This is a genomic window from Saccharopolyspora terrae (assembly GCF_004348435.1).
Lineage (GTDB): Bacteria > Actinomycetota > Actinomycetes > Mycobacteriales > Pseudonocardiaceae > Saccharopolyspora > Saccharopolyspora endophytica.
Genome location: NZ_SMKS01000015.1, coordinates 12633 through 37043, shown reverse-complemented (window position 1 = coordinate 37043; position 24411 = coordinate 12633). Strand labels below are relative to the sequence as shown.

The following is a 24411-nucleotide window of genomic DNA, read 5'->3' as shown; positions in this document are numbered from 1 at the left end:
TCAATACGCGGCGCTGCGGCTGTCCTCCCCAGAGAACCGCTGAGAACCCGCGGCGGTGCGAGTTGCGAGGGTGGTGAAAGGAGAAAGCGACTTCGTCGCTTGCTACTGCTCTCTCAGGCGGGTGAGGCGATTGCGGAGCATTCGGAGGTAGTCCGGGCGCTGCTCGTTGCGCTCCTCGTGGGCGAGCAGTTCGGCGAGGTCGTCCTCGGTGTACGAGCGCAGGCGACCGCGCAGCTGGGGGAGGCTCAGCGCGTCGTAGTCGGCGAGCAGCGAGTTCTCCCCGGCCTCGGGCTCGGGGATCACCGCCGGTTCCGGGGCGATGTCCTCGTCGAAGGTCGCCCACGACGGTTCTTCCTCGGGCGTGCGCAGGACCGACAGCGCCTCGTCGCCCTTGATCGCGAGTTCGGTGATGTGCTGCTGCACCCGCATCGACGCCTGCAACGCCTGGCTGGCGACGGTCACGGGCATGCCGAGGAGGGTGGCCGGGAGCGCGCGGGCCTGCTCGACGGCGGTCGCCGCGAGCCCGGCCGCCACCCGCACCGGGAGGGGGAACTCTGACATGCGCCCAGCCTGCCGCAGATGTGGCCGCCAGACCATCGGTTCAACGCCGGAATGTGACCGAGGACCGACGTCCGGCGGAACCGCGATGGACCCCACGATGGAGTGACGGTGAGCACCGACCGGCGGCGGAGCGGGCAGGCGCGGATCCGTACCCTTGATGGCATGACGACCACGCCTGAGGCCCGCGACCTCGAACCCGACCCCGTTGACGACGCCGGCCGGACCAAGCGGGTCCTGCTGGCCAAGCCCCGCGGGTACTGCGCAGGTGTCGACCGCGCAGTCATCACCGTCGAGAAGGCGCTGGAGACCTACGGCCCACCGGTCTACGTCCGCAAGGAGATCGTGCACAACCGGCACGTCGTGGACACCCTGACCGAGCGCGGCGTGATCTTCGTGGACGAGACCGACGAGGTGCCCGAGGGCGCGCTCGTGGTCTTCTCCGCGCACGGCGTGTCCCCGGCCGTCCACCAGGAGGCCGAGGAGCGCAAGCTCCGCACGATCGACGCCACCTGCCCGCTGGTGACGAAGGTGCACAAGGAGGTCAACCGCTTCGCGCGCGACGACTACGACATCCTCCTGATCGGCCACGAGGGCCACGAGGAGGTCGAGGGCACCGCCGGTGAGGCGCCCGAGCGCGTGCAGCTGGTGGACAAGCCCGAGGACGTCGACAAGGTGCAGGTCCGCGACCCGAGCAAGGTCGTCTGGCTGTCGCAGACCACCCTCAGCGTCGACGAGACCATGGAGCGGGTGGACCAGCTCACCGAGAAGTTCCCGACGCTGCAGGCCCCGCCCAGCGACGACATCTGCTACGCCACCTCCAACCGCCAGCAGGCGGTCAAGGTGATGGCCCCGCAGTGCGACCTGGTGATCGTGGTGGGCTCGCAGAACTCCTCGAACTCCAAGCGGCTCGTCGAGGTCGCGCTGCAGGCCGGGGCGTCGGACTCGCACCTGATCGACTACGCCTCGCAGATCGAGGACGCCTGGCTGGACGGGGTGACCACGGTCGGCGTCACCAGCGGCGCGTCCGTCCCGGACGTCCTGGTGCTGCAGGTCCTGGACCACCTCGCCGAGCGCGGCTGGGGCGACGTCGAAGAGGTCACGACCGCCAACGAGAAGGTCACCTTCGCGCTGCCCCGGGAGCTCCGCAAGGACCTCGACGAGAACAAGGACAACCCCAAGAGCGTCCGCTGAGCTGACTTCCGACGAAAAAAGCCGCCCGGCTCCGATTTCCTGGAGCCGGGCGGCTTTTTCGCGTCTCTACGGGCCGGGACGCCGGGGGCGGCCCCCCGGTGGCGGTTCCGGCGGGCGCGGCCGTCCTGGGCCGCCCTGGCGGGGCGGACGGGGTCCTCCTGCGCGCGGGTCGTTGGGGCGAGGGCGTCCGGGCACGTCACCGCGGCGCGGGGAGTCGCCCTTCGGGCGTCCCTGGGTCTCGCGCGGCCCGGTGCCCCGCGGCTGCCGGGGCTCGGCGCGCCGGTCGCCACCGCGGCCGTCCTCGCGCGGCTTGCGCTGCTCGCCGCGGGGTTTGCGGTCCCGATCCGAGGCCGGGCGCTTGCGCGGTGCCTCGTCCCGCGCGGCCTTCTTGCGCGGCGGCGGTACGGGTCTGGCCTTCTTGGTCTTGGCGTCGGGGTCGACGCCGAGGTCGAAGTCGTCGTCGGTCTCGACCTTCTGCGTGACGAACATCCGGAGCAGCCCGATGCCGAGCGCGACCGCGGTGGCCCCGGCCATGATCGGGAAGCTGGTGATCAGCGGGCGCGCGACCGACAGCGCCTTGCCCATGACGCCCGCGCCCGACGTGCTCCCGGCCCCGGTGATCAGCACCAGCACGGGCATCACGATGCCGAGAACGAGCGGTGGCTGCACCATCGGACCGAACACGCTTCGCCGCTGCACCAGCAGCACCGCAGCCAGACAACCGAGGAAGAAGCAGGTCTTGAAGATGAATCCGGGCTGTTTCCAGATCAAGGTGTCCAGCACGGTGCCGATCGCGGTCGGGACGGCAGCCAGCAACACGGCGCCCCACAGCGGCACCCCGTTGGTGCTGAACGCGGAGCGCGCACCCCATTCGGGCGCGCCATTACCGGAAGTTGAAGCGCTCTGGCTCTCGCGGATCGCGGTCACAATCCCCAACGGTAACGGTCCAGTACCCCACCGCGAGAGCCCTCTCGGGGAACGGGCGCATTACCCCACGTCGGGTGATGGTTTCGACACGACGGGGCGTGATCGTCGCGTGATCTTCGTGCAGCCAAATGGATGCCGTATCGCTCGGTCGAGCGTGTGAGCCTTGACACAGGGAGTGCGGCCATCTTAGCGTCCGAGCAATCGTTTTCTCGCCTGCGTGAGCGACGAGACGGGGGTCGAAATGAACACGGCGCCACCGCTGGTCGAGATGACCGGCATCACCAAGCGTTACGGCGGTGTGCTCGCCTGCGACGCGGTTGACCTCACGGTTCGCGGCGGCGAGGTGCACGCTCTGCTCGGCGAGAACGGGGCAGGCAAGAGCACCTTGATGAAGGTCCTCTCCGGCGACATCACCGACCACACCGGTGGGATCACCATCGAGGGTCACTCGGTCCAGTTCGGAAAACCCGCGGACGCCCAACACGCCGGGGTCGCGATGATCCACCAGGAACTCGACCTCGTCCCGGCCCTGAGCGTCGCCGAGAACCTCCACCTGGGACGCGAACCGCGCACCCGGCTGGGCACCGTGGAGCGGCGCGCGATGTCCGAGCGCACCCGGGAGTTGCTGCGGCGCACCGGGATCGACCTCGACCCGAACCGCCCGGTCGGCGAGCTGCGGGTCGGTGAGCAGCAGCTGGTCACCATCGCCCGCGCGCTGTCGCTGGACGCCAAGGTGCTGATCATGGACGAGCCGACCTCGGCACTGTCCACAACGGAGGTCGACCGGCTCTTCGGCGTCATCGGCGAGCTGCGCCGCACCGGCACCGGCATCGTCTACATCTCGCACCGGATGGATGAAATCGGCCAGGTCGCCGACCGCGCCACCGTGCTGCGCAACGGCCGCAAGGTCGCCGAGTTCGACGCGCAGGCGATGACCGCCGAGGAAGCCGCCGAAGCGATGGTGGGGCGCTCGGTGCAGACCCGCTTCCGCTCGCAGACGGTCGACATCGGCGAAGAACTGCTCAGCGTCAAGGGCTTCGCCGTGCACCCCCGCCGCGCGCGGGTCGGCCGGAGGGAACCCGACGGCATCGACCTGACCGTCCGCAGCGGCGAGATCGTCGGCCTGTGCGGACTGCTCGGAGCCGGGCGGACCGAACTGCTCGAATCGCTCTACGGGGCTGGCTCGTCCGGGACCTGGGAGGGGGAGGTCTCGCTCGACGGCAAACCGGTGCGCCCGGCAGGGCCGAGGCAGGCGCTGCGCTCGGGGATCGCCTTCGTGCCGGAGGATCGGCGCAGCTCCGGGCTGGTGCTCGGGCACTCGGTCACCGCCAACACCGTGCTGTCGGTGCTCCACCGACTGGGTGTCGCCGGAATGGTTCGCCGCAGCTCCGAACTCGGCGCGACCCGGCGCAGCGTCGACCAGCTCAAGGTCAAGCTCGACCGCATCTCCGACGCGGTCGGCACCCTCTCCGGCGGCAACCAGCAGAAGGTCGTCTTCGGGCGCATGCTGCTCACCGAGCCCCGACTGCTGCTGCTCGACGACCCGACGCGGGGCGTGGACATCGGCGCGAAGGCGGAGATCTACCAGTTGCTCTCGGACATCGCCGGTCGCGGCATCGGCGTGCTGCTGGCCTCCTCGGAACTCCCCGAGCTGGTGGGGGTGTGCCACCGGGTGGTCGTGCTGCGCGCCGGGCGCAGCGTCGCCGAGTTCGACACCGCTCATGCCGGGGAGGCCGATCTGCTGGCAGCGGCGATGGGCGATCGGAACGGGAATCCACCGGGGCCGGCGGTCGGCACCGGGCAGAGCACCGGGGGAGGTGCGAATTGAGCAATCAGACGGAGCAGCGGCCCGTGCCCGGAGATCTGCCCGCGCAGCGTTCCAAGCGGACCGACACCGTCGAGACCCTGTTCAAGTTCCAGAGTTTCTTCGGTCTGGTCGCGGTGTTCATCGCTGCGGTGATCTTCTCACCCCGCAACGACGGCCAGATCCTGTTCCTGAGCAGCGACAACCTGTTCAACATCGTGCGCGCGGTCTCCGAGATCGGGATCATCGCGATCGGGCTGACCTTCGTGATCCTCATCGGCGGCATCGACCTGTCGGTCGGGTCGGTGCTGGGGCTGGCGGCGGTCGGTTCCGCCGTGCTCATGGTCAACAGCGGCTACGGCGTGTTGGCCACGGTCGTCGTGGTGCTGCTGGCCGGAATCGTCTTCGGGTTCATGCAGGGGGCCGCGGTGGCGCTGCTGGGGGTGCAGGCGTTCATCGTCACCCTGGCCGGATTGCAGATCGCGCGCGGGCTGGCGCGCATGTGGTCCGGCGGCGAGACCGTGCAGATCTCCTACGGCGACGGCCCGGGGCAGGCCCCGATGCTGTTCTCGCTGCTGGGGGAGCGGACCTTCGGCGGCGTGGTGCCGATCCCGGCGCTGATCTTCGCCGCGGTGGCCGTGATCGCGATCCTGTTCCTGCGCTCCAGCGCCTACTCCCGGCACCTGTACGCGATCGGTGGGAACGAGAAGGCGGCTCGTCTCTCGGGCGTGCCGGTGAACCGGGTCAAGATCATCGCCTTCGTCATCGCGGGGTTCTGCGCCGCGCTGGCCGGCATCGTGCACGCCGGTCAGCTCAACGCGGGCAGCCCCAACGACGGAACCGCCTACGAGCTCGACGGAATCGCCGCGGTGGTTGTCGGCGGCACCAGCCTGGCCGGTGGCCGGGGCTCGGTGATCGGCACCATCGCCGGTGCTCTGCTGCTCGGCATCCTCAACAACATCCTGAGCCTGAACAGCGTCAACACCGATCTGCAACTGCTGATCAAGGGTCTGGTGATCGTCGCGGCGGCGGCGCTGCAGCGCCTGCGCCCCACGGCCTGAGGCAGATCTACCGAAGGGAGCACGATGCGCAAGACAACGAAGTCCTTGGTCGCAATCACGTGCGCCGCGGTCGCGCTCGCCGCCGCCGGTTGCGGGACGACCAGCGAGAACACCGGGCAGGTCCAGGCCCAGGACCCGACGAAGGACTGCCAGGGCGCCAACGGCAAGTACACGATCGGGATGAGCCAGGCGAACCTCGCCGAGCCGTACCGGGTGCGGATGGACGACGACATCCGCAAGGCCGCGCAGAAGGTCCCGCAGTTCGAGGAGGTGCAGTTCTCGGACGCCGCGAAGGACAACTCCAAGCAGGTCACCGACGTCGAGAACTTCATGACCAAGCAGGTGGACCTGCTGATGATCTCCCCGAACGAGGCGGCGCCGCTGACCGACGTGGTGCGCAAGGCCTACAACCAGGGCATCCCGGTCGTGGTGCTGGACCGCAAGGTCGACGGCGAGGCGTACACGACCTACATCGGCGCGGACAACGTCGCCATCGGCAAGCAGGCGGGCGAGTTCTTCAAGAACACGCTGCTACCGCAGGGCGGCAAGATCGTGCAGATCAAGGGCCTGTCCGGCTCGACCCCGGCCGCTGAGCGGGAAGAGGGCTTCAAGCAGGGAATCGCGGGATCCAAGATCGAGGTCGTGGCCACCGCCGACGGCGAGTGGGAGCGCTCGGTCGGGCAGCAGAAGATGGACGCGCTGCTCAAGGCCCACCCGGACATCCAGGCCGTGTACTCGCAGAACGATCCGATGGCCGAGGGCGCCTGGCTGGCCGCGCAGGCCGCCAACCGACCGGACCTGAAGTTCGTGGGCATCGACGGATTGCCGATCCCCTCCGGCGGCATCAAGGCGGTGGAGGAAGGCCGGCTGCAGGCCACGAACCTCTACCCGACGGGTGGCGCGGAGGCCGTCGAGGCGGCCAAGAAGATCCTGGTCGACTGCCAGCAGGTGCCCAAGACCCAGACCCTGGGGACCGAACTGATCACGAAGGACAACGCGGCCGAGGTGTACGGCCGACTCAATCAGGGTTAGAAGCCGAAGTGGACGGGAACCTTTCCGGGTTGCAGGAGTAGGCGCGGAAAGGGCCGCGCCGCCCCGGACCGAAAACAGGCCGCAGCGCTCGTTTCGAGTGCTGCGGTCTTTTCGCGCGCGAAAGGTCGGCGACACTGGCTCGATACACCGAATTCCGCTGCCCGGCAACCAGAAACACCTGGTTGGCGGCTGTCGTAAGTACGACACACCAGAGACCATCTTATTGAGTGAATTCGCGTATCGATGACTATTCCGTGCCTGTTGTTTGGTTGCCGTCCGGGAGGCCATTTCTTACGCTGCGCTAGATCGCGCTTTGAGATCTTGCCGGGTCCGAGTCGGTTGGAAACCACTGAGTTAGAGCGCATCACGATTCACCGGAACCGGAATCAGCGGCAGAACTGTCTGCGGTGGACAGCGCTGTCCGCAGGGGAGGGCGAGCACGATGACAGAACGCTCCGCACCGTCGCGAAGCGACGCCCGCCGGCGGTCACGCCGGCTCGCCGCCTACCTGGGTGTCTTCTCGCTCGCCGCAGCCGCGGTGATCGTCGACGCCGGGTTCGCGAGCGTCCGAGCCCACGCCCAGCAACCTGCGCCGCCGAGCAAGGGCCAGGTCGGCTGGGACTCGTACCGAGACCTCGACGGGATGCCGCGGCTGCGCGGCGCCGAGCAGTCCTTGCAGTTCTCCAGCTACGACCGGTCCGGAGGTAACAACGACGGATTCGAGGGCACCTACTCCTGCCTGCGCGAATCGGCGCAGGGATGCGTGATCGCCGAGCACACCGGGCCAGGTGAGATCTCCGGTCTGTGGAGCACCCGCGAGCCGTGGGGCGATGTCACCGCGACCGGCAACATCGTCGTCGAGCTCGACGGCCGCACGGTGCTCGACGCACCGTTCATCGACGTGGTCAGCGGCAAGATCGGAGCGCCGTTCGTGTGGCCCCTGGTGGGCAACGCCGACGACGCCGCAGGCGGTGTGGTCAGCAAGGTGCCGATGCCGTTCCGCGAATCGATGCGCGTGACCGTGCGCAACAACCCGGACTTCTACCACGTGAACTACCGGGCCTTCCCCGACGCGGAAGGCGTGGAGACCTTCGACCCCTCGGACCCGGCCACCGACGTGCTGACGAAGATGCAGGGCTTCGGCGTGTCCGATCCGAAGAACGCCACCGGCGGAACACCGGTGCGCAGCGACTTCGGCCTGGCGCCCGGCGGCGCGCACACCGTCGCCGAGGTGAGCGGACCTGCGCGGATCAACCAGCTGCGGGTGCGCTTGCCGCAGGTGGTGGCGGCGCCGCAGGTCGTCGACGACGGCATGGCGTTCGGGCAGGGCGGTGGCAGCCGGTTCCGGATGCGCGTGGACCCGAACAACGAGGGCGTCCGCGTGATCCGGCGGTTCGACCCGCAGGTCGCCGACCAGGTCGCGAGCATGGCCGTCAACGGCCAGGTGGTGGGCGAGTGGCGCAGCGGCGCGGCCGCTCCCGGCCAGTGGGGCGTGCAGTCGATCGACGTGCCCGCGGACGTCACCGCCGGGGAGTCCTCGATCGAGGTCGACAACCGGTTCGTCTCGTCCTCCTTGGACGTCAACGAGTTCCGCTACGACGTGCAGAGCCTGGTCAACGGCGAGTGGGTGCGCACCGACGTGCTCGACCTCGGTCCCGGGCACCCGGGCGAGGAGAGCGCGCACGGCTACCAGATCGACAACCCGGTCTTCGAGCGCTCTCAGCTGTTCGGGCGGTACACGATCCCGCCGGAGCAGGTCGCGGCCTCCGACGAGGTGCTGTCCTCGGCGCGGCTGCGCATCACCTTCGACGGCGAGACCACTGTGGACGCGCCGATCGGCGAGTTCTTCGGCACCGGGCTCGGCGAGTACGACGTGCGCACCATGATGAGCTCGGTCGATCCCGGGCAGGACGGCTGGTACACGTCGTGGTGGCCGATGCCGTTCAACGAGAGCGCCAAGGTGGAGATCGTCAACGCCAGCGGCATCCCGATCGAGGGGGCCACGGCGGAGGTCGTCACCGGGCCCGGCGGCGTCGACGAGGGCAGCGGTCACTTCCACGCCACGCACAAGCGCGGCACCACGGTCCCCGGGCAGGACTGGAACTTCCTCGACCCCGGTGGGGCGGGCACGTTCTACGGGGTCACCCACACCATGCGCGGCCTGATCCCGCTCAACGAGACCAAGGCCAGCGTGCTGCCGCACTCCACGCGGCAGACGGCGTCCAACCCGCGCAACTACCTGGAGGGCGACGAGCGGTTCTACGTCGACGGAGCCCAGGAACCCGCGTGGCACGGGACCGGGAGCGAGGACTTCTACGAGTCGGGCTGGTACTTCCGGTTCGGCACGACGTTCTCGATGCCGCAGGCCGGCAACCCCGGCCACGAGGTGAACCAGGACGGCTGCCAGTTCGACTGCACCGGTGCCTACCGGCTGATGGTGGGCGACGCGGTGTCCTTCCGGAACGGTCTGGTCGCGGGCATCGAGCACGGCCCGGTCAACGACGAACCGGGCGACTACAGCTCCACGGCCTACTGGTACGGAGCTCCGGCCGGGCGCAGTCTTCCGGTGGGCCCGCCGCCACCGGAGGTCCCACCGGCCCTCCCGCCGGCGCCACGGACCCCGACCCAGCCCCCGTCACAACCGGCTCCGACCGCTCCGCAGGACCCGGGCCAGCCGACCTCCACCGGCTCGACGCCCACCGACTCGGCGCCACCGGAGCCGGGCACGAGTGAGACATCGACCAGCGAGGACAACGGCGTCGTGCGCAGCTCGAACTGAGCGCTCGCGAAAAATCGGTACCCGGATCTCACAGGAGACCCGGGTACCGATTCGCGTTGCGACGCCTCCGCGGGTGGCCGGCCGCGGCACCGGGATGCCCCTGGAGCAGGACTGCCCTCAGCGGGAGGAGCTGCCGCGCGCGACCAGGTGGGCGGACAGCGTCGTGGTGGAGGTTTCCTCGCGGTCGCCCGAGATGCGCTCGAGCAGGAGGCGGGCCGCCAGCGCGCCCATGTCGTAGGCGGGCTGGGCTACGACCGACAGCGGCGGGTCGAGCAGCGTGGTCCAGGGGGCGTCGTCGAAGGCGACGACTCCGACGTCGCGGCCGGGCTTGAGCTTCAGCGCCGCTAACGCTTCCAACACGCCGACGGCCATCGCGCTGTTGCCGACCAGCAGCGCGTCCGGCGGATCGTTCTGCCTGAGCAGCGCGTGCGCGGCCTGCTGCGCGCCGTCGGCCTTGAACTTCGACCGCCGCACCAGCGAGGTGGAGCTGGGCAGCTTCGCCGCGCGCAGCCCGTCGCGGTAGCCGGCCAGCCGGTCGTCGGCCGTGGGCACGCCGCTCGGACCGGTCAGGCAGCCGATGCGGCTGTAGCCCTGCCCGGCCAGGTGCAGCGTCGCGTGCTTGGCCGCCAGCCGGTTGTCGACCAGCACCGTGTCGCTCGCGCGATCCGGGAGCGGCCGGTCGACCGCCACTACCGGCGTGCTGTGCCGGGCCAGCAGCTCGGCCGTGCCCGGGCTGCCGGTGGGCGAGAGCAGCACCCCGGCGACGCGCTCCTGCAGCGCGACGTCGACGTACTCGCGCTCCTTGTCCGGGGCGTCGTCGGAGTTGCACAGCACCAGCGAGTAGCCGGCCTCGTGCGCGACGTCCTCGACGCCTCGCGCGATCGCCGTGAAGAACGGGTTCTCCACGTCGGAGATGATCAACGCGAGCACCGCGGTTTCCTGTTTCCGCAGGTTGCGGGCGGGTCCGTTGGGCCGGTACCCGAGTTCTTCGGCTGCGGCGAGCACCCTCCCGGCGAGCTCCGGATCGACCGTCGCCTTGCCGTTAAGAGCTCGGGAGACGGTGGCCGTGGACACTCCCGCGCGGGTCGCCACGTCGTTGATGGTCGCCACGACTTCCTCCCTCACCGCTGGGCGAGTGACGGTGGGTCACCCGCCTTGACAGCTCGTATTACGCCAGAATAGCGTCCGAGAAAACGATTGCTCGCGCTGGTTCGCAAGGTCTTCCAGGCGATTCGGCCGAGCATCTGCGCACCGCCGGTTCAGCAGCAGTCAACGCCGTCTGTGAAGCGAACTTGGAGGAACTGTGGCTCGCATCGGTGTCGTCAGCATCTCGGACGGGCGTGGTCACGTGCACGCCCGCAACGCCGAGTTCATCCAGTCCAAACAGGACGCTCTGGTCGCCTCGCTGCGCGCGGCGGGCCACGAGGTCGTCGTCGGCGCCGATCTGGTCGCCACCAACTCCCTGGCCGTCTCCGTCGCCCGCGAGGTCGCGGCGGCCGACGTGGACGTCACCGTCTTCTACTACGCGGTCTGGTCGTTCCCGCACTTCACGATGCTGGCCGCGGATGCCACCCGCAGCCCGCTGGTGCTGGTGGCCAGCACCGACCCCACCGAGCCCGGCCTGGTCGGGATGCTCGCCGCAGGCGGCGCGCTGGACCAGATCGGCCGCAAGCACACCCGCGCCTGGGGAGCACCCGACGACGCCGACCTGGCCGCCAAGATCGGCGTGCACGCGCAGGCCTCGGCCGCGGTGAGCTCGCTGCACGGCTCCACCTTCGGCCGCTTCGGCGGACGCCCGATGGGCATGAACACCGCCGTGGCCAACACCGACCAGTGGATGCGCAAGTTCGGCGTCGACGTCGAGGAGATCGACCAGTACGAACTGGTGCTGCGCGCCGAGCAGGCCGACGGGGCCGAGGCGAAGAAGGCCCGCGAGTGGATCGAGCAGCACGCGGCCGGCGTGCACTACGACGGCGACAAGCTCACGCCCGAGCTGCTGGAACGCCAGATCCGCTCCTACCTGGCGATTCGCGACATCATCGAGGAGCGCAACCTGGACTTCTCCGGGATCAAGGCGCAGCCCGAGCTGACCGAGAACTTCGCGACGATGGACGTCACCGAGGCGTTCCTCAACGACCCCTACGACTGGAACGGCCCCAAGCAGCCGCACGTGTGCGCCACCGAGGCCGACATGGACGGCGCGCTGACGATGCAGCTGTTCAAGGCCATCTCCGGCACGCCGGTGCTGTTCGCCGACGTCCGGCACTACCACGCCGACCGCGACATCTGGGACCTCTGCAACTCCGGCCAGCACGCCACCTGGTACGCCGCGCGCAGCGACGACCCGGCGGAGAACCTGTCGAAGGTCAACTTCTACCCGGAGGTGTTCTTCTTCCCCGCGGGCGGCGCCTCGGTGCAGCACATCGCGGCCCCGGGAGAGATGACGCTCGGCCGTCTGACCAGGGAGAACGGCGAGTACCGGCTGCAGCTGATGCTCGGCGAGTTCGAGAACTACGACGAGGCGACGAACAAGACCCTCGTCGACCAGTCCACACCGGAGTGGCCGCACGCGTTCGCGCGGCTGGACGCGCCGGGCGAGGTGTTCCTGTCGAAGTTCGGGGCGAACCACATCCACGCCGTGCCCGGTGATCACCGAGCCGCGCTGCGCGCCGTGGCCGAACAGCTGGACATCCGCCTGGACGAGTGGAGCCGGGGGTCGGGGTCGTGAGTGCTGAAGCCGGTGCCGACCGGCTTCAGCACTCACAGGCGGCCCTGCTCGGCATCGACATCGGCACCTCCAGCTCGAAGGGGGTGCTGGTCGACGCCACCGGCAAGATCGTCGCGCGTGCGAGCCGACCGCACCAGACCTCGCACCCGCACCCGGGTTGGGTGGAGCACGACGCGGAATCGGTGTGGTGGGCGGATTTCCTGGAGCTGACCAGGGAACTGCTGCCCGCCGCCGAGGGCTACGAGCTCGCCGGGCTGGGCGTCAGCGGCATCGGACCGGTGCTGCTGCCCGCCGACGGCAGCGGAAAACCGCTGCGCCCGGCGATCCTCTACGGCGTCGACACCCGCGCGACCGACGAGATCGACGAGCTCACCGCTGAACTCGGCGCCGAGGAGATCCTGAGTCGCGGCGGTTCGGCGCTGTCCAGCCAGGCGGTGGGGCCGAAGATCCGGTGGCTGGCCAAGCACGAGCCGGAGGTCTACCGGCGCACCGAGATGCTGCTGATGTGCAGCTCTTATCTGGTGCACCGGCTGACCGGCAGGTACGTGCTCGATCACCACTCGGCCAGCCAGTGCGACCCGATCTACGACCTGCGGGCGCGGGACTGGTCAGCGGACTGGGCCGCTCGCGTGGCGCCCGACCTGCCGCTTCCGGAACTGGCGTGGCCGACCGAGGTCGTCGGCCGCGTCGGGGCGGAGGCGGCGGCCGAAACCGGCCTGCCGGAGGGGCTTCCGGTCACGGCGGGCACGGTCGACGCGTGGGCCGAGGCGACCAGCGTCGGCGTGCGCGCTCCGGGTGACGTGATGCTGATGTACGGGACCACGATGTTCTTCGTCGAGGTCCTCGACGAGGTCACGCCGCACCCGGCGCTGTGGGGCACCTGCGGCGCCTTCCCCGACACCTACACGCTGGCCGCCGGCATGGCGACCTCCGGAGCGGTCACCGACTGGCTGCGCGGGCTCGTCGACGGCGACTTCGCGCAGCTCGTCTCCGAAGCCGCGACGGTCCCGGCGGGCTCGCGAGGGCTGTTGCTGCTGCCGTACTTCGCCGGGGAGCGCACGCCGATCTTCGACCCCTCGGCGCGCGGCGTGCTCGCCGGGCTGACCTTGGAGCACGGGCGTGCCGAGCTGTACCGGGCGGCGCTGGAGGGGATCTCCTTCGGCGTCCGGCACAACCTGGAGGCGATGGGGCAGGCGGGTGGTTCCGGGCGTCGGCTGGTCGCGGTCGGTGGTGGCACGCAGGGCGGGCTGTGGACGCAGATCGTCTCCGACATCACGGGCAAGGAGCAGCAGATCCCCGCCGAGACGGTCGGCGCCGCCTACGGCAACGCCCTGCTGGCCGGCGTCGGCACCGGCGCCGCGGTGGACCCGGACGCCTGGAACCCGGTCGTGGACACCGTCCGGCCCAACCCGGGCAACACCGAGCGTTACGAGAACTACTACCGCCACTACCGAGACCTCTACGAGTCAACGGCCCGGATCGCCCACTTCCTGGCCGCAGAACAACACGAAGCCGACCAAACCCCCTGACCCACCCGGTCTCGTCCGGGGCTCGGCCCCGGCCCGGTCCCTGCTCGGGTCCCGGAACACCCCAGTAATCAGGACCCGGATTACCGCCGTAATCGGGTACCCGAATACGGCGGTAATCCGGGTCGTGCCCTGAACACCGCCGCAATCGGGCACCTGACAACGGCCGCAACCCGGGTCGTGCCCGGAATACTGCCGTATTCAGGTTCCCGAATACGGCCGTAATCAGGTTCCCGAATACGGCCGTGATCGGCGACCTGGATGCGGCGGTTCTCGAGGTTGGGGGTGCGGGGCCTGCGATCTTGTTAAGCTAACTCGTCCGGGTGACGAGGTGCGAGATCGTGGGAGGTCGCGGTGGCACGGCGTGTTCTCGCGGCCGGGTTGGCGCTGGTCGCGCTGGTGGCTGCCGGTTGCTCGCGGTCCGAGGCCGGTGTTGCGCCCGTCGAGCCGGTTCGGGATCTGGGTGCGCACCAGGTGTTCCGGCACCAGGTCTACGCCCAGCGCGACACCGGGGCGCTGCGCCTGGACCTGTACCTGCCGCCGCGCGCGGCCGTCGCGACACCGCTGGTCGTCTACGTGCACGGCGGCGGTTGGGACGCGGGTGCCCGCACCCTCGACGCCGATCCGTACGCGCCGGAATCCCTGGCGGCACAACGACTTCTGGAGCGCGGCTACGCCGTGGCCACGGTGGACTACCGGTTGACCGGGGTCGCGCAGTCACCCGCGCAGTTCGTCGACGTCGCCGATGCGGTGCGCTGGTTGCAGGAGAACTCCTCGCGGTGGGGGCTCGACCGGAACCGGGTCGGCCTGTGGGGAGCCTCGGCCGGGGGTCACCTGGTCTCGCAGCTCGGAGCGGTCGCCGGGGATCCGGCCAAGCCGGGCGGTGGCCTCACCGGAATCCGGGCGGTCGTCGACTGGTTCGGCCCCAGCGACCTCAGCGCCGAGGCGCAGCACGAGCACCCGCAGCTGCAGGACTACGCGCGCCGCGCGATCACCGGGTTGCTCGGCTGCCTGCCGGTCGACTGCCCCGACGTCGCCGACGCGGCCAGCCCGGGCCGCAACATCTCCGGCGACGAGCCGCCGTTCCTGATCCAGCAGGGCACCGCCGACTCGCTGGTCCCGCTGGACCAGAGCCTCGACTTCGCCGCGGCGCTGCGCAGCCGGGGTGTCATCGTCGAGATGCACCCCTACCAGGGACTCGACCACGGCTTCGGCACAGGACCGCAGACCACGCTCATCGTCGACACCCTCGACGCGTTCGTGCGCACGCACGTGTGACCAACGGGCAGTTCTAACAAGAACTGCCCCATATTCGGAAGGGCGCAGCGCGCGAGGGGCTCAGTTCTGAGTGACGTCGGCTCCGTTGAGGGACGCGTCGTCCTCCCGGCGGATCTCCGCGATGTCGCCCGAGCCCGCGGTCTCGGCGAGCGGCTGGACCGAGTTGCGGAACGTCTCCAGGGCGTCGAGCTCCCGCCTCCGGGCTGAGACGAAGCGCTGCAGGTGGGTGCTGGAGAGGTTGACCGCGTCCACCGCGTTGGAGGCCGCGCGCTGCGAGCGGACCGCCTGGCTGCGGACCTGCTCGATGTCCTCGGCGAGGGTGCGTTCGGTCGAGGCGAACATCGCCGCTGAGGCCAGCACCGCGAAACCCGTGGGGCCGCACAGGAAGACCCGCTTGCCCAGCAGCCACGACAGCAGCTGCGGGTCGGTGTCCAGCGCCGCGACGACGGCCGCGTCGGAGGGCACGAACATGATCGAGCCGTAGATCGCGTCCGCCCAGCGCTGGTAGCCCTTGCTCGCGAGCTCGGTCGCGCGGGAGCGGATGTTGCGCACGTGCACCCGCAGGGCGTCGGCGCGCTCCTCGGCGTTGTCGGTCTCCATCGCCTCGGCCCACACCGCGAGGCTGGCCTTGGAGTCCACCGGCACCTGCCGGCCGCCGCCGACTTCGAGCACCATGTCCGGGCGTGCCGCGCCGCCGCCCGCCAGGTCGGTCTGCAGCGTGAAGTGGATGCCCTCCCGCAGTCCCAGCGACCGCGCGGTCTCCACCAGCACCTGCTCGCCCAGCTCACCGCGACCCGTGATGGAGGCGAACGCGACCTCGTAGCGGCGCAGCGCCGCCTGCTGCGCGGTGCTGCGGGCCCGCTCGGCCTCGACCATCCGCATCGCCTCGTCGGCGCGCCGCGCGCTGTCGCTGTAGAGCCGCCAGATCAGCAACAACGCCGCCGCGACCAGCAGGATCAGCACGACGACGAACCCGACCAGAACCCCAGTCCCCACACGACCTCCATCCGCGAGACGTACCCCGCATCATCCAAGACGCCTCCGACAAGATCACCCGAGGCGCGCAGGCCATTCGAACTTCGCGCGAAATTCGAGCCCGAACTTTGGCCGTCGAATTTCGCGCGAAATTCGACATTGCTCACCCCGGCGGGTGGGATTTGATCGCGTCTGGTGAACATCGGATCACGCTGTGGTGCGACACGCCGACGTGGCCTGGGGGGTCGAGCGGCGTTGATCGGGGCGCCGCTAGCTTGGGTGCCATGCGGGTACTGCACACCTCGGACTGGCACGTGGGCCGGACGTTCCACGGCCGTGACCTGCTCGGAGATCAAGAAGTCGTGCTCGGCGGACTGGCCGAGCTGGTGACCGAGGAGCAGGTCGACGTCGTGGTGGTCGCCGGTGATCTCTACGACCGAGCGGTGCCCTCCGGCGAGGCGGTGCAGACCTGCGTGCGCGTGCTCTCGCGCCTCCGCGAGACCGGCGCGCAGCTGGTGATCACCTCCGGCAACCACGACTCCGCGCCCCGGGTCGGCGCTTTCGCCGAGTTCGCCGCCGCGGGCGGCCTGCACCTGCGCACCCGCATCGACCGGCTGCACGAGCCGGTGCTGATCGACGACGAGCACGGCCCGGTCGCCTTCTACGGCATCCCGTACCTCGAACCCGACCCCGCCAAGCACGCGCTCAAGGCCAGCGCCGACGCGCCGGGAGCGAGCGACGAGATCGAAAGCCGCGGCCACACCGCGGTTCTCACCGAGGCGATGAACCGCATCCGCGCCGACCTCGCCGACCGTCCACAAGGGACTCGATCGGTGGTGCTGGCGCACGCCTTCGTCACCGGTGGCGAGGGCAGCGAGTCTGAGCGCACCATCGCCGTCGGCGGCGTCGAGCAGGTGCCGGGCTCGGTGTTCGACGGCGTCGACTACGTCGCGCTCGGCCACCTGCACGGTCCGCAGACCCTCGACGAGCACGTGCGCTACTCCGGCAGCCCGCTGGCCTACTCGTTCTCCGAGGCCAGGCACCACAAGTCGGTGTGGCTGGTCGACCTCGGCGCCGACGGGCTCACCGAGGTGCGGCGCCGCGAGCTGCCGGTCCCGCGCCGGTTGGCCACCATCGAGGGCGAGCTCGACGACCTGCTGGCCGATCCCGAGCACGCCGAGGTCGAGGACTGCTACGTCTCGGCGACGCTGACCGACGAGGTCCGCCCGCTGGAGGCCATGCGCCGCCTGCAGGAACGCTTCCCGCACGCGGTGCACCTGGAGTGGCGACCGGCGGCCGGCAAGGCCACCGCGCCGCTGCGCTACGCCGAGATCGTCCGGGGCCGCGACGACAACTCGCTGGCCGCCCGGTTCGTCGAGGACTGCCGGGGAGCCGAACCCAACGATTCCGAGCGCGCGCTGCTCGACCAGGCGCTGCACGCGGTCACCACCGCCGAGGGGGCCGAATGAGGCTGCACAGCCTGGAAGTCACCGCCTTCGGCCCGTACCGCGACCACCAGGTCGTGGACTTCGACCAGCTCGGCGCCGACGGGTTGTTCCTGCTGCACGGCGACACCGGCGCCGGCAAGACCACGCTGCTCGACGCCATCGCCTTCGCGCTCTACGGCGCCGTGCCGGGCGCGCGCAACGACGCCAAGCGGCTGCGCTGCGACACCGCCGCCGACGAGGTCAACACCAGCGTCGTGCTGGAGCTGACGATCCAGGGCCAGCGGTTGCGGCTGGAGCGCAGCCCGGAGTACCAGCGCCCGAAGAAGCGCGGCGAGGGCTACACCACCCAACAGGCGAAGGCGTCGCTGATCTGGATCGGCGGGACGCCGGACGCGCAGCCGCCGGAGGGCCTGACCCGCATCGACGAGGTCGGCCGCACGGTGCAGCGCCTGCTGGGCATGAGCGTCGAGCAGTTCTTCCAGGTCGTGATGCTGCCGCAGGGCGAGTTCGCGAAGTTCCTGCGCGCCGACACCGGTGAGCGCGAGAAGCTGCTCGAGCGCCTGTTCGGCACCGAGCGGTTCGGCCAGGTCGAGAACTGGTTCATCGACCGCCGCCGCGAGCGCCGCCGGGAGGTCGAAGCGCAGTCGCAGCAGGTCCGCGAGCTCAACGCCCGCATCTCGCAGGTGTCCGGCGCTCCGCAGACCTCCGAGGTGGGCGACGAGAACTGGCTGGAGGACATCGAGAAGCAGGCCCTGCGCGACTTGGAGAGCACCGGCGCCGAGCACACCCGGCTGCGCCGCGAGCGCGACCAGGCCGAAGCGGCGCTGGCCGAGCGCCGCGAGCTCGCGGAGAAGGTCCGCCGCGTCCGCCAGGCCAACGCCACGCTGGCCGAGATCGACGCCAAGCAGGCCGAGCACGACGCCTGGCGGGCCGAGCGCGCCGCCGCCGGCCGCGCCGTCCCGGTGATCTCCGCGCGCCGTGCCGCCGACCGCGCCGAGCAGGAGCGCGACCGCGCGCACGCCGAGGTCGCCACCTGGGCCGCCCGCTGCGAGGTCGACGCCGCGACGCCGCTCGACGAGCTGCGCAGCCGCGCGGGCGCCGAGCGCGAGCGGGCCGGTGCCCTGGCTCAGCTGATTCCCGAAGCGCAGCAACAGGAATCCGACCAGCGCACGCTCGCAGACCTGGCCACCGCGATCACGGCGGACGAGAAGCGCGAGGCCGAACTCGTCGCCCAGCGCGACGGCCTGCCGGACCGCATCACCGAGGCCCGCAAGCGCGTCGACGAGGCCAAGCACGCCGAAGTGCGCCTGGAAACCGTGCGCACCCGGGGCACCGAGGTCGCCGCCCTGCTGACCACCGCGCGCGAAATCCCCGCTGCGCAGCGGGAATTGGAATCGGCGAAGACCCGCGCGCAGCAGGCGGTCGACGCCCACCAGCACGCCCGCGACCGGTTGCAGGACCTGCGTTCCCGGCGCCTGGCGGGCATGGCCGCCGAACTCGCCACCCGGCTCGCCGACGGCGAACCGTGCCCGGTCTGCGGCTCGGCCGAGCACCCCGATCCGAAGCTCCCGGTCGACGACCAGGTGCGCGCCGAGGACGAAGAGGCCGCCCAGGCCGCCGAGCAGCGAGCCCAGACCGAGCGGGAGCGCGCCACGACCGCCGCCCAGCAGGCCGAACAGCAGGTCGCCCACCTGCGCGAACGCCTCGGTGAGCACACCGAGTCCGAGCTGGCCGACGAGCTGGAGCAGCTGCGCGCCGAGAAGAACGAGCTGAGCGAGACCGCTGCCGACCTCGCCCGGCGCGAGACCGAGCTGGCGAAGCTCGAGTCGGCGACCGACGAGCTCGGCGAGCAGATCTCCGCGCTGCGCACCAGGATCGCCGCCTCGCGCAGCGAGAACACCACGCTCGCCAAGGCGATCGAGGAGCGCGAGGCGCGGTTGCGGGACGGGCGGGGCGATTTCGACAGCATCGCCGAGCGCCGCACGCACCTGCTCGACGTCGCCGACAGGCTGGAACGGCTCATCGCCTCCCGCACCGCCCGCGACGACGCCGAGCAGCGGCTCGCCGAAGCGCGCACCGCGCTCGCCGAAGCCGCCACCGCAGCGGATTTCGCGAACGTCGACGAAGCCCTGGCCGCCGAGCGGGACGACCAGCGCCTCGCCGAGCTGGACGAGTCGCTGGCGGAGGTCGACCGCCGCGCCGCGGGCGCGCGGGACGCGCTGGCCAGCGCCGAGCTGTTCGGCGTGGACCCGGACACCGAGGTCGGCCTGGAGCGGGCGTCGGAGGCGGCGACCGTGGCCCGCGAGGCCGCCGAGCGCGCGGCGGCGCTGGCCCACCGCTCCGAGCAGCGGCACGCCGAGCTCGCCGACCTCGGCGGCCGGCTCCGCTCGGCGTGGGCGCAGCTGGGTCCGGCGATGGCCGAGCACGCCGAGCTGGAAGCCCTGGCCGACGTGGTCAACGGGCGCGGCCAGAACGCGCGCAAGATGTCGCTGCGCGCCTACGTCCTGGCGGCCCGGTTGGAGGAGGTCGCGGTCGCCGCGACCCGCCGCCTGCAGCGGATGAGCGACGGCCGCTACTCGTTCGTGCACTCCGACGCGGCCGGTGCTCGCGGCACGCGCGGCGGCCTGGGCCTGGACGTCCTCGACGACTACTCGGGCAAGGTCCGCCCGGCCAAGACCCTCTCCGGCGGCGAATCGTTCCTGGCGTCGCTGTCACTGGCGCTGGGCCTGGCCGATGTCGTCGCGGCCGAGACCGGTGGCGCGCTGCTGGACACGCTGTTCATCGACGAGGGCTTCGGCACGCTCGACGCGGACACGTTGGACCTGGTCATGGACACCCTCGACGAACTCCGCGCAGGCGGCAGGGTCGTCGGCCTGGTCTCCCACGTCGAGGAGATGCGCCAGCGCATCGCCGTCCGCCTCAGGGTCCGAAAGTCCCGCCAAGGATCAACCCTGGAGCTGTCGACGTCCTAGGTCTGCGTCGAAGTGGCGGAGCCACTTCCTCCTTCACCACCTGAGCAGTTCGCACCGCCGGGGGTTCTTCAGCGGCTTCGTGGCGAGCACGCCGCGACGCCGCGTATCGACATACTCAAGGAGTGACGCGCGGAGTCCGCGGAGCCGCTCAGGTTCCCCCGCCCGCACCGCCAAGCAAGGTGACCCCGACAAAGAGGCCCCTAGGAGTTGCGGCGTTCGTGTTCCAGGAGCCACTTCTTGCGGTCGGAGCCCCAGCGGAACTCGCCCACCGATCCGTCGCTGCGGACGATGCGGTGGCAGGGCACGAACAGCGCCGCGGCGTTGCGCGAGCACGCCGTCGCCGCGGCCCGGACCGCGCGGGGTTTCCCGGTGAGACCGGCGAATTCGGAGTAGCTGAACAGCTTTCCGGGGGCGACGGTGCGCAGCACCTTCCACGCGTGCTGCAGGTAGGGCCCGGAGTGCTGGCTGACCGGGATGTCGTCGATGGCCTCCAGATCACCCTCGTGATAGGCGGTGATCGCCTTGGTCACGGGGCCGAGGTCGTCGACCTGCACCAGCTCCTCGAACATCAGCGACGGCGCGACCTGCGGCAGCAGGTCATCGGTCCAGGCCGTCCAGCCGGAGGCGAGCACGACGCCGTCGGTGTCGACCACCGCGCAGAACGGTCCCGCCGGAGTTTCCACAGTGGACCACTTGATCACGATTTCTCCTGGAGTTCGAAGGGTTCCTGCCGTGTTGCGGGGCCGCTGCTCGCGGCCTCCCACAGCAGCACACCGGCGTAGGAGCGCCACGGGCTCCAACGCCTGGCGTGCGCGGACAGTTCGGCGGGTTCTCCGGGGATTCCTAGCAGCCCCGCGCCCCGCCTCAAGGCGAGATCACCGGAAAGGAGCACATCGGGGGCCCCGAGCACCCGCATCACCACGTAGCTCGACGTCCACGGGCCCACTCCCCGGATGCGCTCCAGGTCGTCGCGCAGCTCCGCCTCGTCTCGCCCGGGGTGCAGCGCGAGCCGCCCCTCGGCGACGGCTGCCGCCACGTCCCGCACGGTTTCCGCACGTCGCCGGGGTCCCGGCAGCGCTCCCGCCGCGTGCTCGGCGAGCACCTCGGCGGTGGGGAACAGCCTGGTCACCCCACCTTCGGGGTGCGGCAGTTCGTCGCCGAGCTCGGTGACGAGCCGTTCGGTGGTCGAGCGCGCGGCGGCGACCGAGATCTGCTGGCCGATCACCGCCCGCACCACGATCTCCAGCCCGTCCACCGCCCCGGGCACGCGGACCCCGGGGGAGCGCTCGACGGAGTTCCGCAGCAGCGGGTCGGAGCCGAGCACCTCGCCGATCGCGACGGGATCGGCGTCGAGGTCCAGCAGCCGGCGCAGCCTGGCCACCGCGCTGCCCAGGTCCCGCAGGTCGGACAGCCGCAGCGCGCAGGCGACGTGCTTCTCGGCGGCGCGCAGCTCCGCGATGCCGGTGCCGTGGGGGAGTCGCAGGGACCGCGTGTAGCAGCCGTCACCGGACTCCTCCATCCCGGTCAGCGCCCGGCGGGCCAGGAACCGCAGCACACCGGCGATGTCGCACGGCGTGCGGAACGGCAGCCGCAGCCGCACGGTCCCCGCCCCGCTGGAGGGCGCGCCGCGCTTCTGCCCGCGCAGTTCGGTGGGCGTGCGGCCGAAGATCTCCCGCATCGTGTCGTTGAACTGCCGCAGGCTCGCGAAGCCGGCCGCGAACGCGACGTCGCTGAACGAGATGTCGGTCGTCTCGATCAGCACCCGCGCCGAGTGAGCCCGGTTCGCCCGCGCCAGCCCCAGCGGGCCCGCGCCGAGCTCCGAGGTGAGCACCCTGGTCAGGTGCCGCTCGGAGTAGCCGAGCTTGTCGGCCAGCCCCTGCACCCCGCAGCGGTCGACGACTCCGTCGCTGATCAGCCGCATCGCGCGTCCGGCGAGGTCGGCTCGCAGATCCCACTCGGGGGATCCGGGGACCGCGTCGGGCAGGCAGCGGCGGCACGCCCGGTAACCGGCGGCCTGCGCGGCGGCAGCGGTCGGGTAGAACTCGCTGTTGCTGCGCTTGGGCGTGCGAGCCGGGCAGGACGGCCGGCAGTAGATCCCGGTCGACCGCACGGCGTGGATGAAGCTGCCGTCGAACCGCGCGTCACGCGCGGCCACGGCCCTGAACGCATCCTCTGTTCCCACCAGCACGACCTCGATGTTCCCAGCGAGGGGGAGCGGTTACTAGCGGGAATCGGACACGACGGGGACGACCGGGCCCGATGGTCCGGGAGCGGAACGCCTAAACTCCCAAGGCGTGAGTCTCACCCTCGGAATCGTCGGTCTGCCCAACGTCGGCAAGTCCACCATGTTCAACGCGCTGACCAGCAACGACGCGCTCGCGGCGAACTACCCGTTCGCCACCATCGAGCCCAACGTCGGCGTGGTGCCGTTGCCGGACGCCCGGCTGGACAAGCTGGCCGAGGTGTTCGGCTCCGCCAAGACGGTGCCCGCCACCGTGTCGTTCGTCGACATCGCGGGCCTGGTCAAGGGCGCCTCCGAGGGGCAGGGCCTGGGCAACAAGTTCCTCGCCAACATCCGCGAGGCCGACGCGATCTGCCAGGTCATCCGCGTCTTCGACGACCCCGACGTGGTGCACGTCGACGGCCGCGTCGACCCGTCCAGCGACATCGAGACGATCAACACCGAGCTGATCATCGCCGACATGCAGACGCTGGAGAAGGCGCTGCCGCGGATGGAGAAGGAAGCGCGGACGAACAAGGACAAGCGTCCCGCGCTGGAGGCCGTCAAGAAGGCGCAGACGATCCTGGAGGACGGCAAGACGCTGTTCGCCGCGGGCATCGGCAAGGACGACCCCGAGCTGCGCGAACTCAACCTGCTGACCACCAAGCCGTTCCTGTACGTGTTCAACGCGGACGAGGGCGTGCTGGCCGACGAGGCCAAGCAGAAGGAGCTGCGCGAGCTGGTCGCCCCGGCCGACGCGGTGTTCCTGGACGCCAAGGTCGAGGCCGAGCTCATGGAGCTCGACGAGGAATCGCAGCGGGAGCTGCTGGAGTCCATCGGCCAGGACGAGCCCGGCCTCAACGCGCTGGCCCGCGCCGGCTTCCACACGCTCGGCCTGCAGACCTACCTCACGGCAGGCCCCAAGGAGGCCCGCGCCTGGACGATCCCGCAGGGCGCGACCGCCCCGCAGGCCGCAGGCGTCATCCACACCGACTTCGAGCGCGGCTTCATCAAGGCCGAGGTCGTCTCCTACGACGACCTCATCGCCGCGGGCTCCATGGCCGACGCCAAGTCCGCCGGCAAGGTCCGCATGGAGGGCAAGGACTACATCATGGTCGACGGAGACGTCGTGGAGTTCCGCTTCAACGTCTAGTTCGCGCCGTTTTTGCAAGTGAGGGCCATTTCGGGCAGTGGCGTTCGTCAGTCATTCGTCAGCCGTCGATGCACACGGTCAGCCCGTCCATGCCAATGACGAAGGCCCGGGCCCGCACTCCTGGCGTGGAGGTCGGACCCGGGCCGTCTTGTGAGCCGTGGCTCAAGCGGGCGCTGGCACCCCGTCAGGGGGTTCGTCGTCATCCCGTTCAACCTGCACCGGCTCGTTCCTCAAGACCTCGCCGATCAATCCAGCCGCCGCGTTTCGCGTTCGGTCTTCGGCGCTCGGCCACAGGTGGGCATAGGTGTTCAGCGTGATGGTGGCACTGGAATGGCCAAGAGCCCGCTGAACTGTCACGACATCGCAGCCAGCGGCGATCAGGCCGGAAGCGTAGAAGTGACGTAGGTCATGAAGCCGCACGTCATCGCACTTCGCTGCCCTGCGCGCCTTCCGCCACCAGTAGCCAACTGCTGCGCATCGACCTTCCGGCGGGTAGTCTTCGTGATCTGTCTCCCGCCGGGGACAGGCCGAAATTGTGCCTGCCACTTGCCGTTTGGCATCTTGCGGATGCTGGCCATCGTTCAGGCCTCCAGTCCGGCGAACCAGGTTTCGACGTCGTCCGGCCGATACCTGAGGTGCCTGCCGACTCGACGGGCGGACGGGCCATAGCCCTTGTGACGCCATTGGTAAACGGTGGCGACTGGGACGTTCAGGTACTTCGCAACGTCCTCGGGGCCCCATAGGTTGCGGATCAT

At 70.4% G+C, this 24411-nt stretch carries 19 protein-coding genes; 11 read left to right on the top strand and 8 right to left on the bottom strand.

The annotated features are described in order from the left end of the window. Positions 1-102: 102 nt before the first annotated feature. The gene (locus tag E1181_RS11750) at positions 103-561 is read right to left on the bottom strand and encodes a lipid droplet-associated protein (RefSeq protein WP_132674004.1); all 459 of its coding nucleotides are present in this window, start codon (positions 559-561) and stop codon (positions 103-105) included. Positions 562-723: 162 nt separating this feature from the next. Between E1181_RS11750 and E1181_RS11745 the strand changes: the two genes are divergently transcribed. Then, positions 724-1752, top strand: coding sequence for a 4-hydroxy-3-methylbut-2-enyl diphosphate reductase (locus E1181_RS11745; protein ID WP_132674003.1), 1029 nt, complete (start codon positions 724-726; stop codon positions 1750-1752). Between the two features lie 66 nt (positions 1753-1818). On the opposite strand, the gene E1181_RS11740 is transcribed toward E1181_RS11745, so the two are convergent. After that, positions 1819-2679, bottom strand: a complete 861-nt coding sequence (locus E1181_RS11740) for a DUF6542 domain-containing protein (protein ID WP_132674002.1) — start codon at positions 2677-2679, stop codon at positions 1819-1821. Between the two features lie 241 nt (positions 2680-2920). On the opposite strand from E1181_RS11740, the gene E1181_RS11735 reads away from it, so the two are divergent. From E1181_RS11735 to E1181_RS32555, 4 genes are all read left to right on the top strand, one after another. After that, a complete protein-coding gene (locus tag E1181_RS11735) occupies positions 2921-4507 on the top strand; it encodes a sugar ABC transporter ATP-binding protein (RefSeq protein ID WP_132674103.1) in 1587 nt (528 codons plus the stop codon). Next, complete coding sequence (locus E1181_RS11730) at positions 4504-5544, top strand: ABC transporter permease (RefSeq protein ID WP_408009666.1); 1041 nt, start codon at positions 4504-4506, stop codon at positions 5542-5544. The genes E1181_RS11735 and E1181_RS11730 overlap by 4 nt, the downstream gene beginning before the upstream one ends. 24 nt (positions 5545-5568) lie before the next feature. Further along, a complete protein-coding gene (locus tag E1181_RS11725; protein ID WP_132674001.1) occupies positions 5569-6576 on the top strand; it encodes a substrate-binding domain-containing protein in 1008 nt (335 codons plus the stop codon). Positions 6577-7018: 442 nt separating this feature from the next. Further along, positions 7019-9355 carry a glycoside hydrolase family 172 protein gene (locus E1181_RS32555; protein ID WP_268952455.1) on the top strand — a complete coding sequence of 779 codons (2337 nt, stop codon included), beginning with the start codon at positions 7019-7021 and terminating at the stop codon, positions 9353-9355. 117 nt (positions 9356-9472) lie between these two features. Here E1181_RS32555 and E1181_RS11715 read toward each other — a convergent pair whose 3' ends face one another. Then, the gene (locus E1181_RS11715; protein WP_132674000.1) at positions 9473-10465 is read right to left on the bottom strand and encodes a LacI family DNA-binding transcriptional regulator; all 993 of its coding nucleotides are present in this window, start codon (positions 10463-10465) and stop codon (positions 9473-9475) included. Between the two features lie 193 nt (positions 10466-10658). Here E1181_RS11715 and E1181_RS11710 point away from each other — a divergent pair, with 193 nt between their 5' ends. The 3 genes from E1181_RS11710 (at position 10659) to E1181_RS11700 (ending at position 14887) form a co-directional block, all read left to right on the top strand. Continuing rightward, positions 10659-12083 (top strand): L-fucose/L-arabinose isomerase family protein, encoded by a 1425-nt coding sequence (locus E1181_RS11710; RefSeq protein ID WP_132673999.1) that lies wholly within the window; start codon positions 10659-10661, stop codon positions 12081-12083. Then, positions 12080-13612 (top strand): FGGY-family carbohydrate kinase, encoded by a 1533-nt coding sequence (locus E1181_RS11705; protein WP_235876695.1) that lies wholly within the window; start codon positions 12080-12082, stop codon positions 13610-13612. Before E1181_RS11710 ends, E1181_RS11705 begins: the two co-directional genes overlap by 4 nt. A gap of 351 nt (positions 13613-13963) precedes the next feature. After that, positions 13964-14887, top strand: coding sequence for an alpha/beta hydrolase (locus E1181_RS11700; protein WP_132673998.1), 924 nt, complete (start codon positions 13964-13966; stop codon positions 14885-14887). Positions 14888-14947: 60 nt separating this feature from the next. Here E1181_RS11700 and E1181_RS11695 read toward each other — a convergent pair whose 3' ends face one another. Then, positions 14948-15883: a DNA recombination protein RmuC gene (locus tag E1181_RS11695; RefSeq protein WP_132673997.1), complete on the bottom strand. Its 936-nt coding sequence runs from the start codon at positions 15881-15883 to the stop codon at positions 14948-14950. Between the two features lie 263 nt (positions 15884-16146). Here E1181_RS11695 and E1181_RS11690 point away from each other — a divergent pair, with 263 nt between their 5' ends. Both E1181_RS11690 and E1181_RS11685 read left to right on the top strand, forming a co-directional pair. Continuing rightward, on the top strand, positions 16147-17331 hold the full coding sequence (locus E1181_RS11690) for an exonuclease SbcCD subunit D (RefSeq protein ID WP_132673996.1): 1185 nt from the start codon (positions 16147-16149) through the stop codon (positions 17329-17331). Then, the gene (locus tag E1181_RS11685) at positions 17328-20282 is read left to right on the top strand and encodes an AAA family ATPase (RefSeq protein ID WP_132673995.1); all 2955 of its coding nucleotides are present in this window, start codon (positions 17328-17330) and stop codon (positions 20280-20282) included. Before E1181_RS11690 ends, E1181_RS11685 begins: the two co-directional genes overlap by 4 nt. 200 nt (positions 20283-20482) lie before the next feature. Here the strand turns inward: E1181_RS11685 and E1181_RS11680 are convergent, their stop codons facing one another. Together E1181_RS11680 and E1181_RS11675 are read right to left on the bottom strand one after the other, a co-directional pair. Further along, entirely contained in the window at positions 20483-20986 is a 504-nt protein-coding gene (locus E1181_RS11680) for a methylated-DNA--[protein]-cysteine S-methyltransferase (protein ID WP_132674097.1), read from the bottom strand. Next, on the bottom strand, positions 20980-22437 hold the full coding sequence (locus tag E1181_RS11675; RefSeq protein WP_235876694.1) for a DNA-3-methyladenine glycosylase 2: 1458 nt from the start codon (positions 22435-22437) through the stop codon (positions 20980-20982). The genes E1181_RS11680 and E1181_RS11675 overlap by 7 nt, the downstream gene beginning before the upstream one ends. Positions 22438-22576: 139 nt before the next feature. Between E1181_RS11675 and ychF the strand changes: the two genes are divergently transcribed. Further along, the gene (ychF, locus tag E1181_RS11670; RefSeq protein WP_132673993.1) at positions 22577-23656 is read left to right on the top strand and encodes a redox-regulated ATPase YchF; all 1080 of its coding nucleotides are present in this window, start codon (positions 22577-22579) and stop codon (positions 23654-23656) included. Positions 23657-23818: 162 nt separating this feature from the next. Here ychF and E1181_RS31775 read toward each other — a convergent pair whose 3' ends face one another. Beyond that, positions 23819-24202, bottom strand: coding sequence for a tyrosine-type recombinase/integrase (locus E1181_RS31775; RefSeq protein ID WP_268952454.1), 384 nt, complete (start codon positions 24200-24202; stop codon positions 23819-23821). Positions 24203-24237: 35 nt separating this feature from the next. Next, positions 24238-24411, bottom strand: a complete 174-nt coding sequence (locus E1181_RS11660) for a helix-turn-helix domain-containing protein (protein WP_132673992.1) — start codon at positions 24409-24411, stop codon at positions 24238-24240.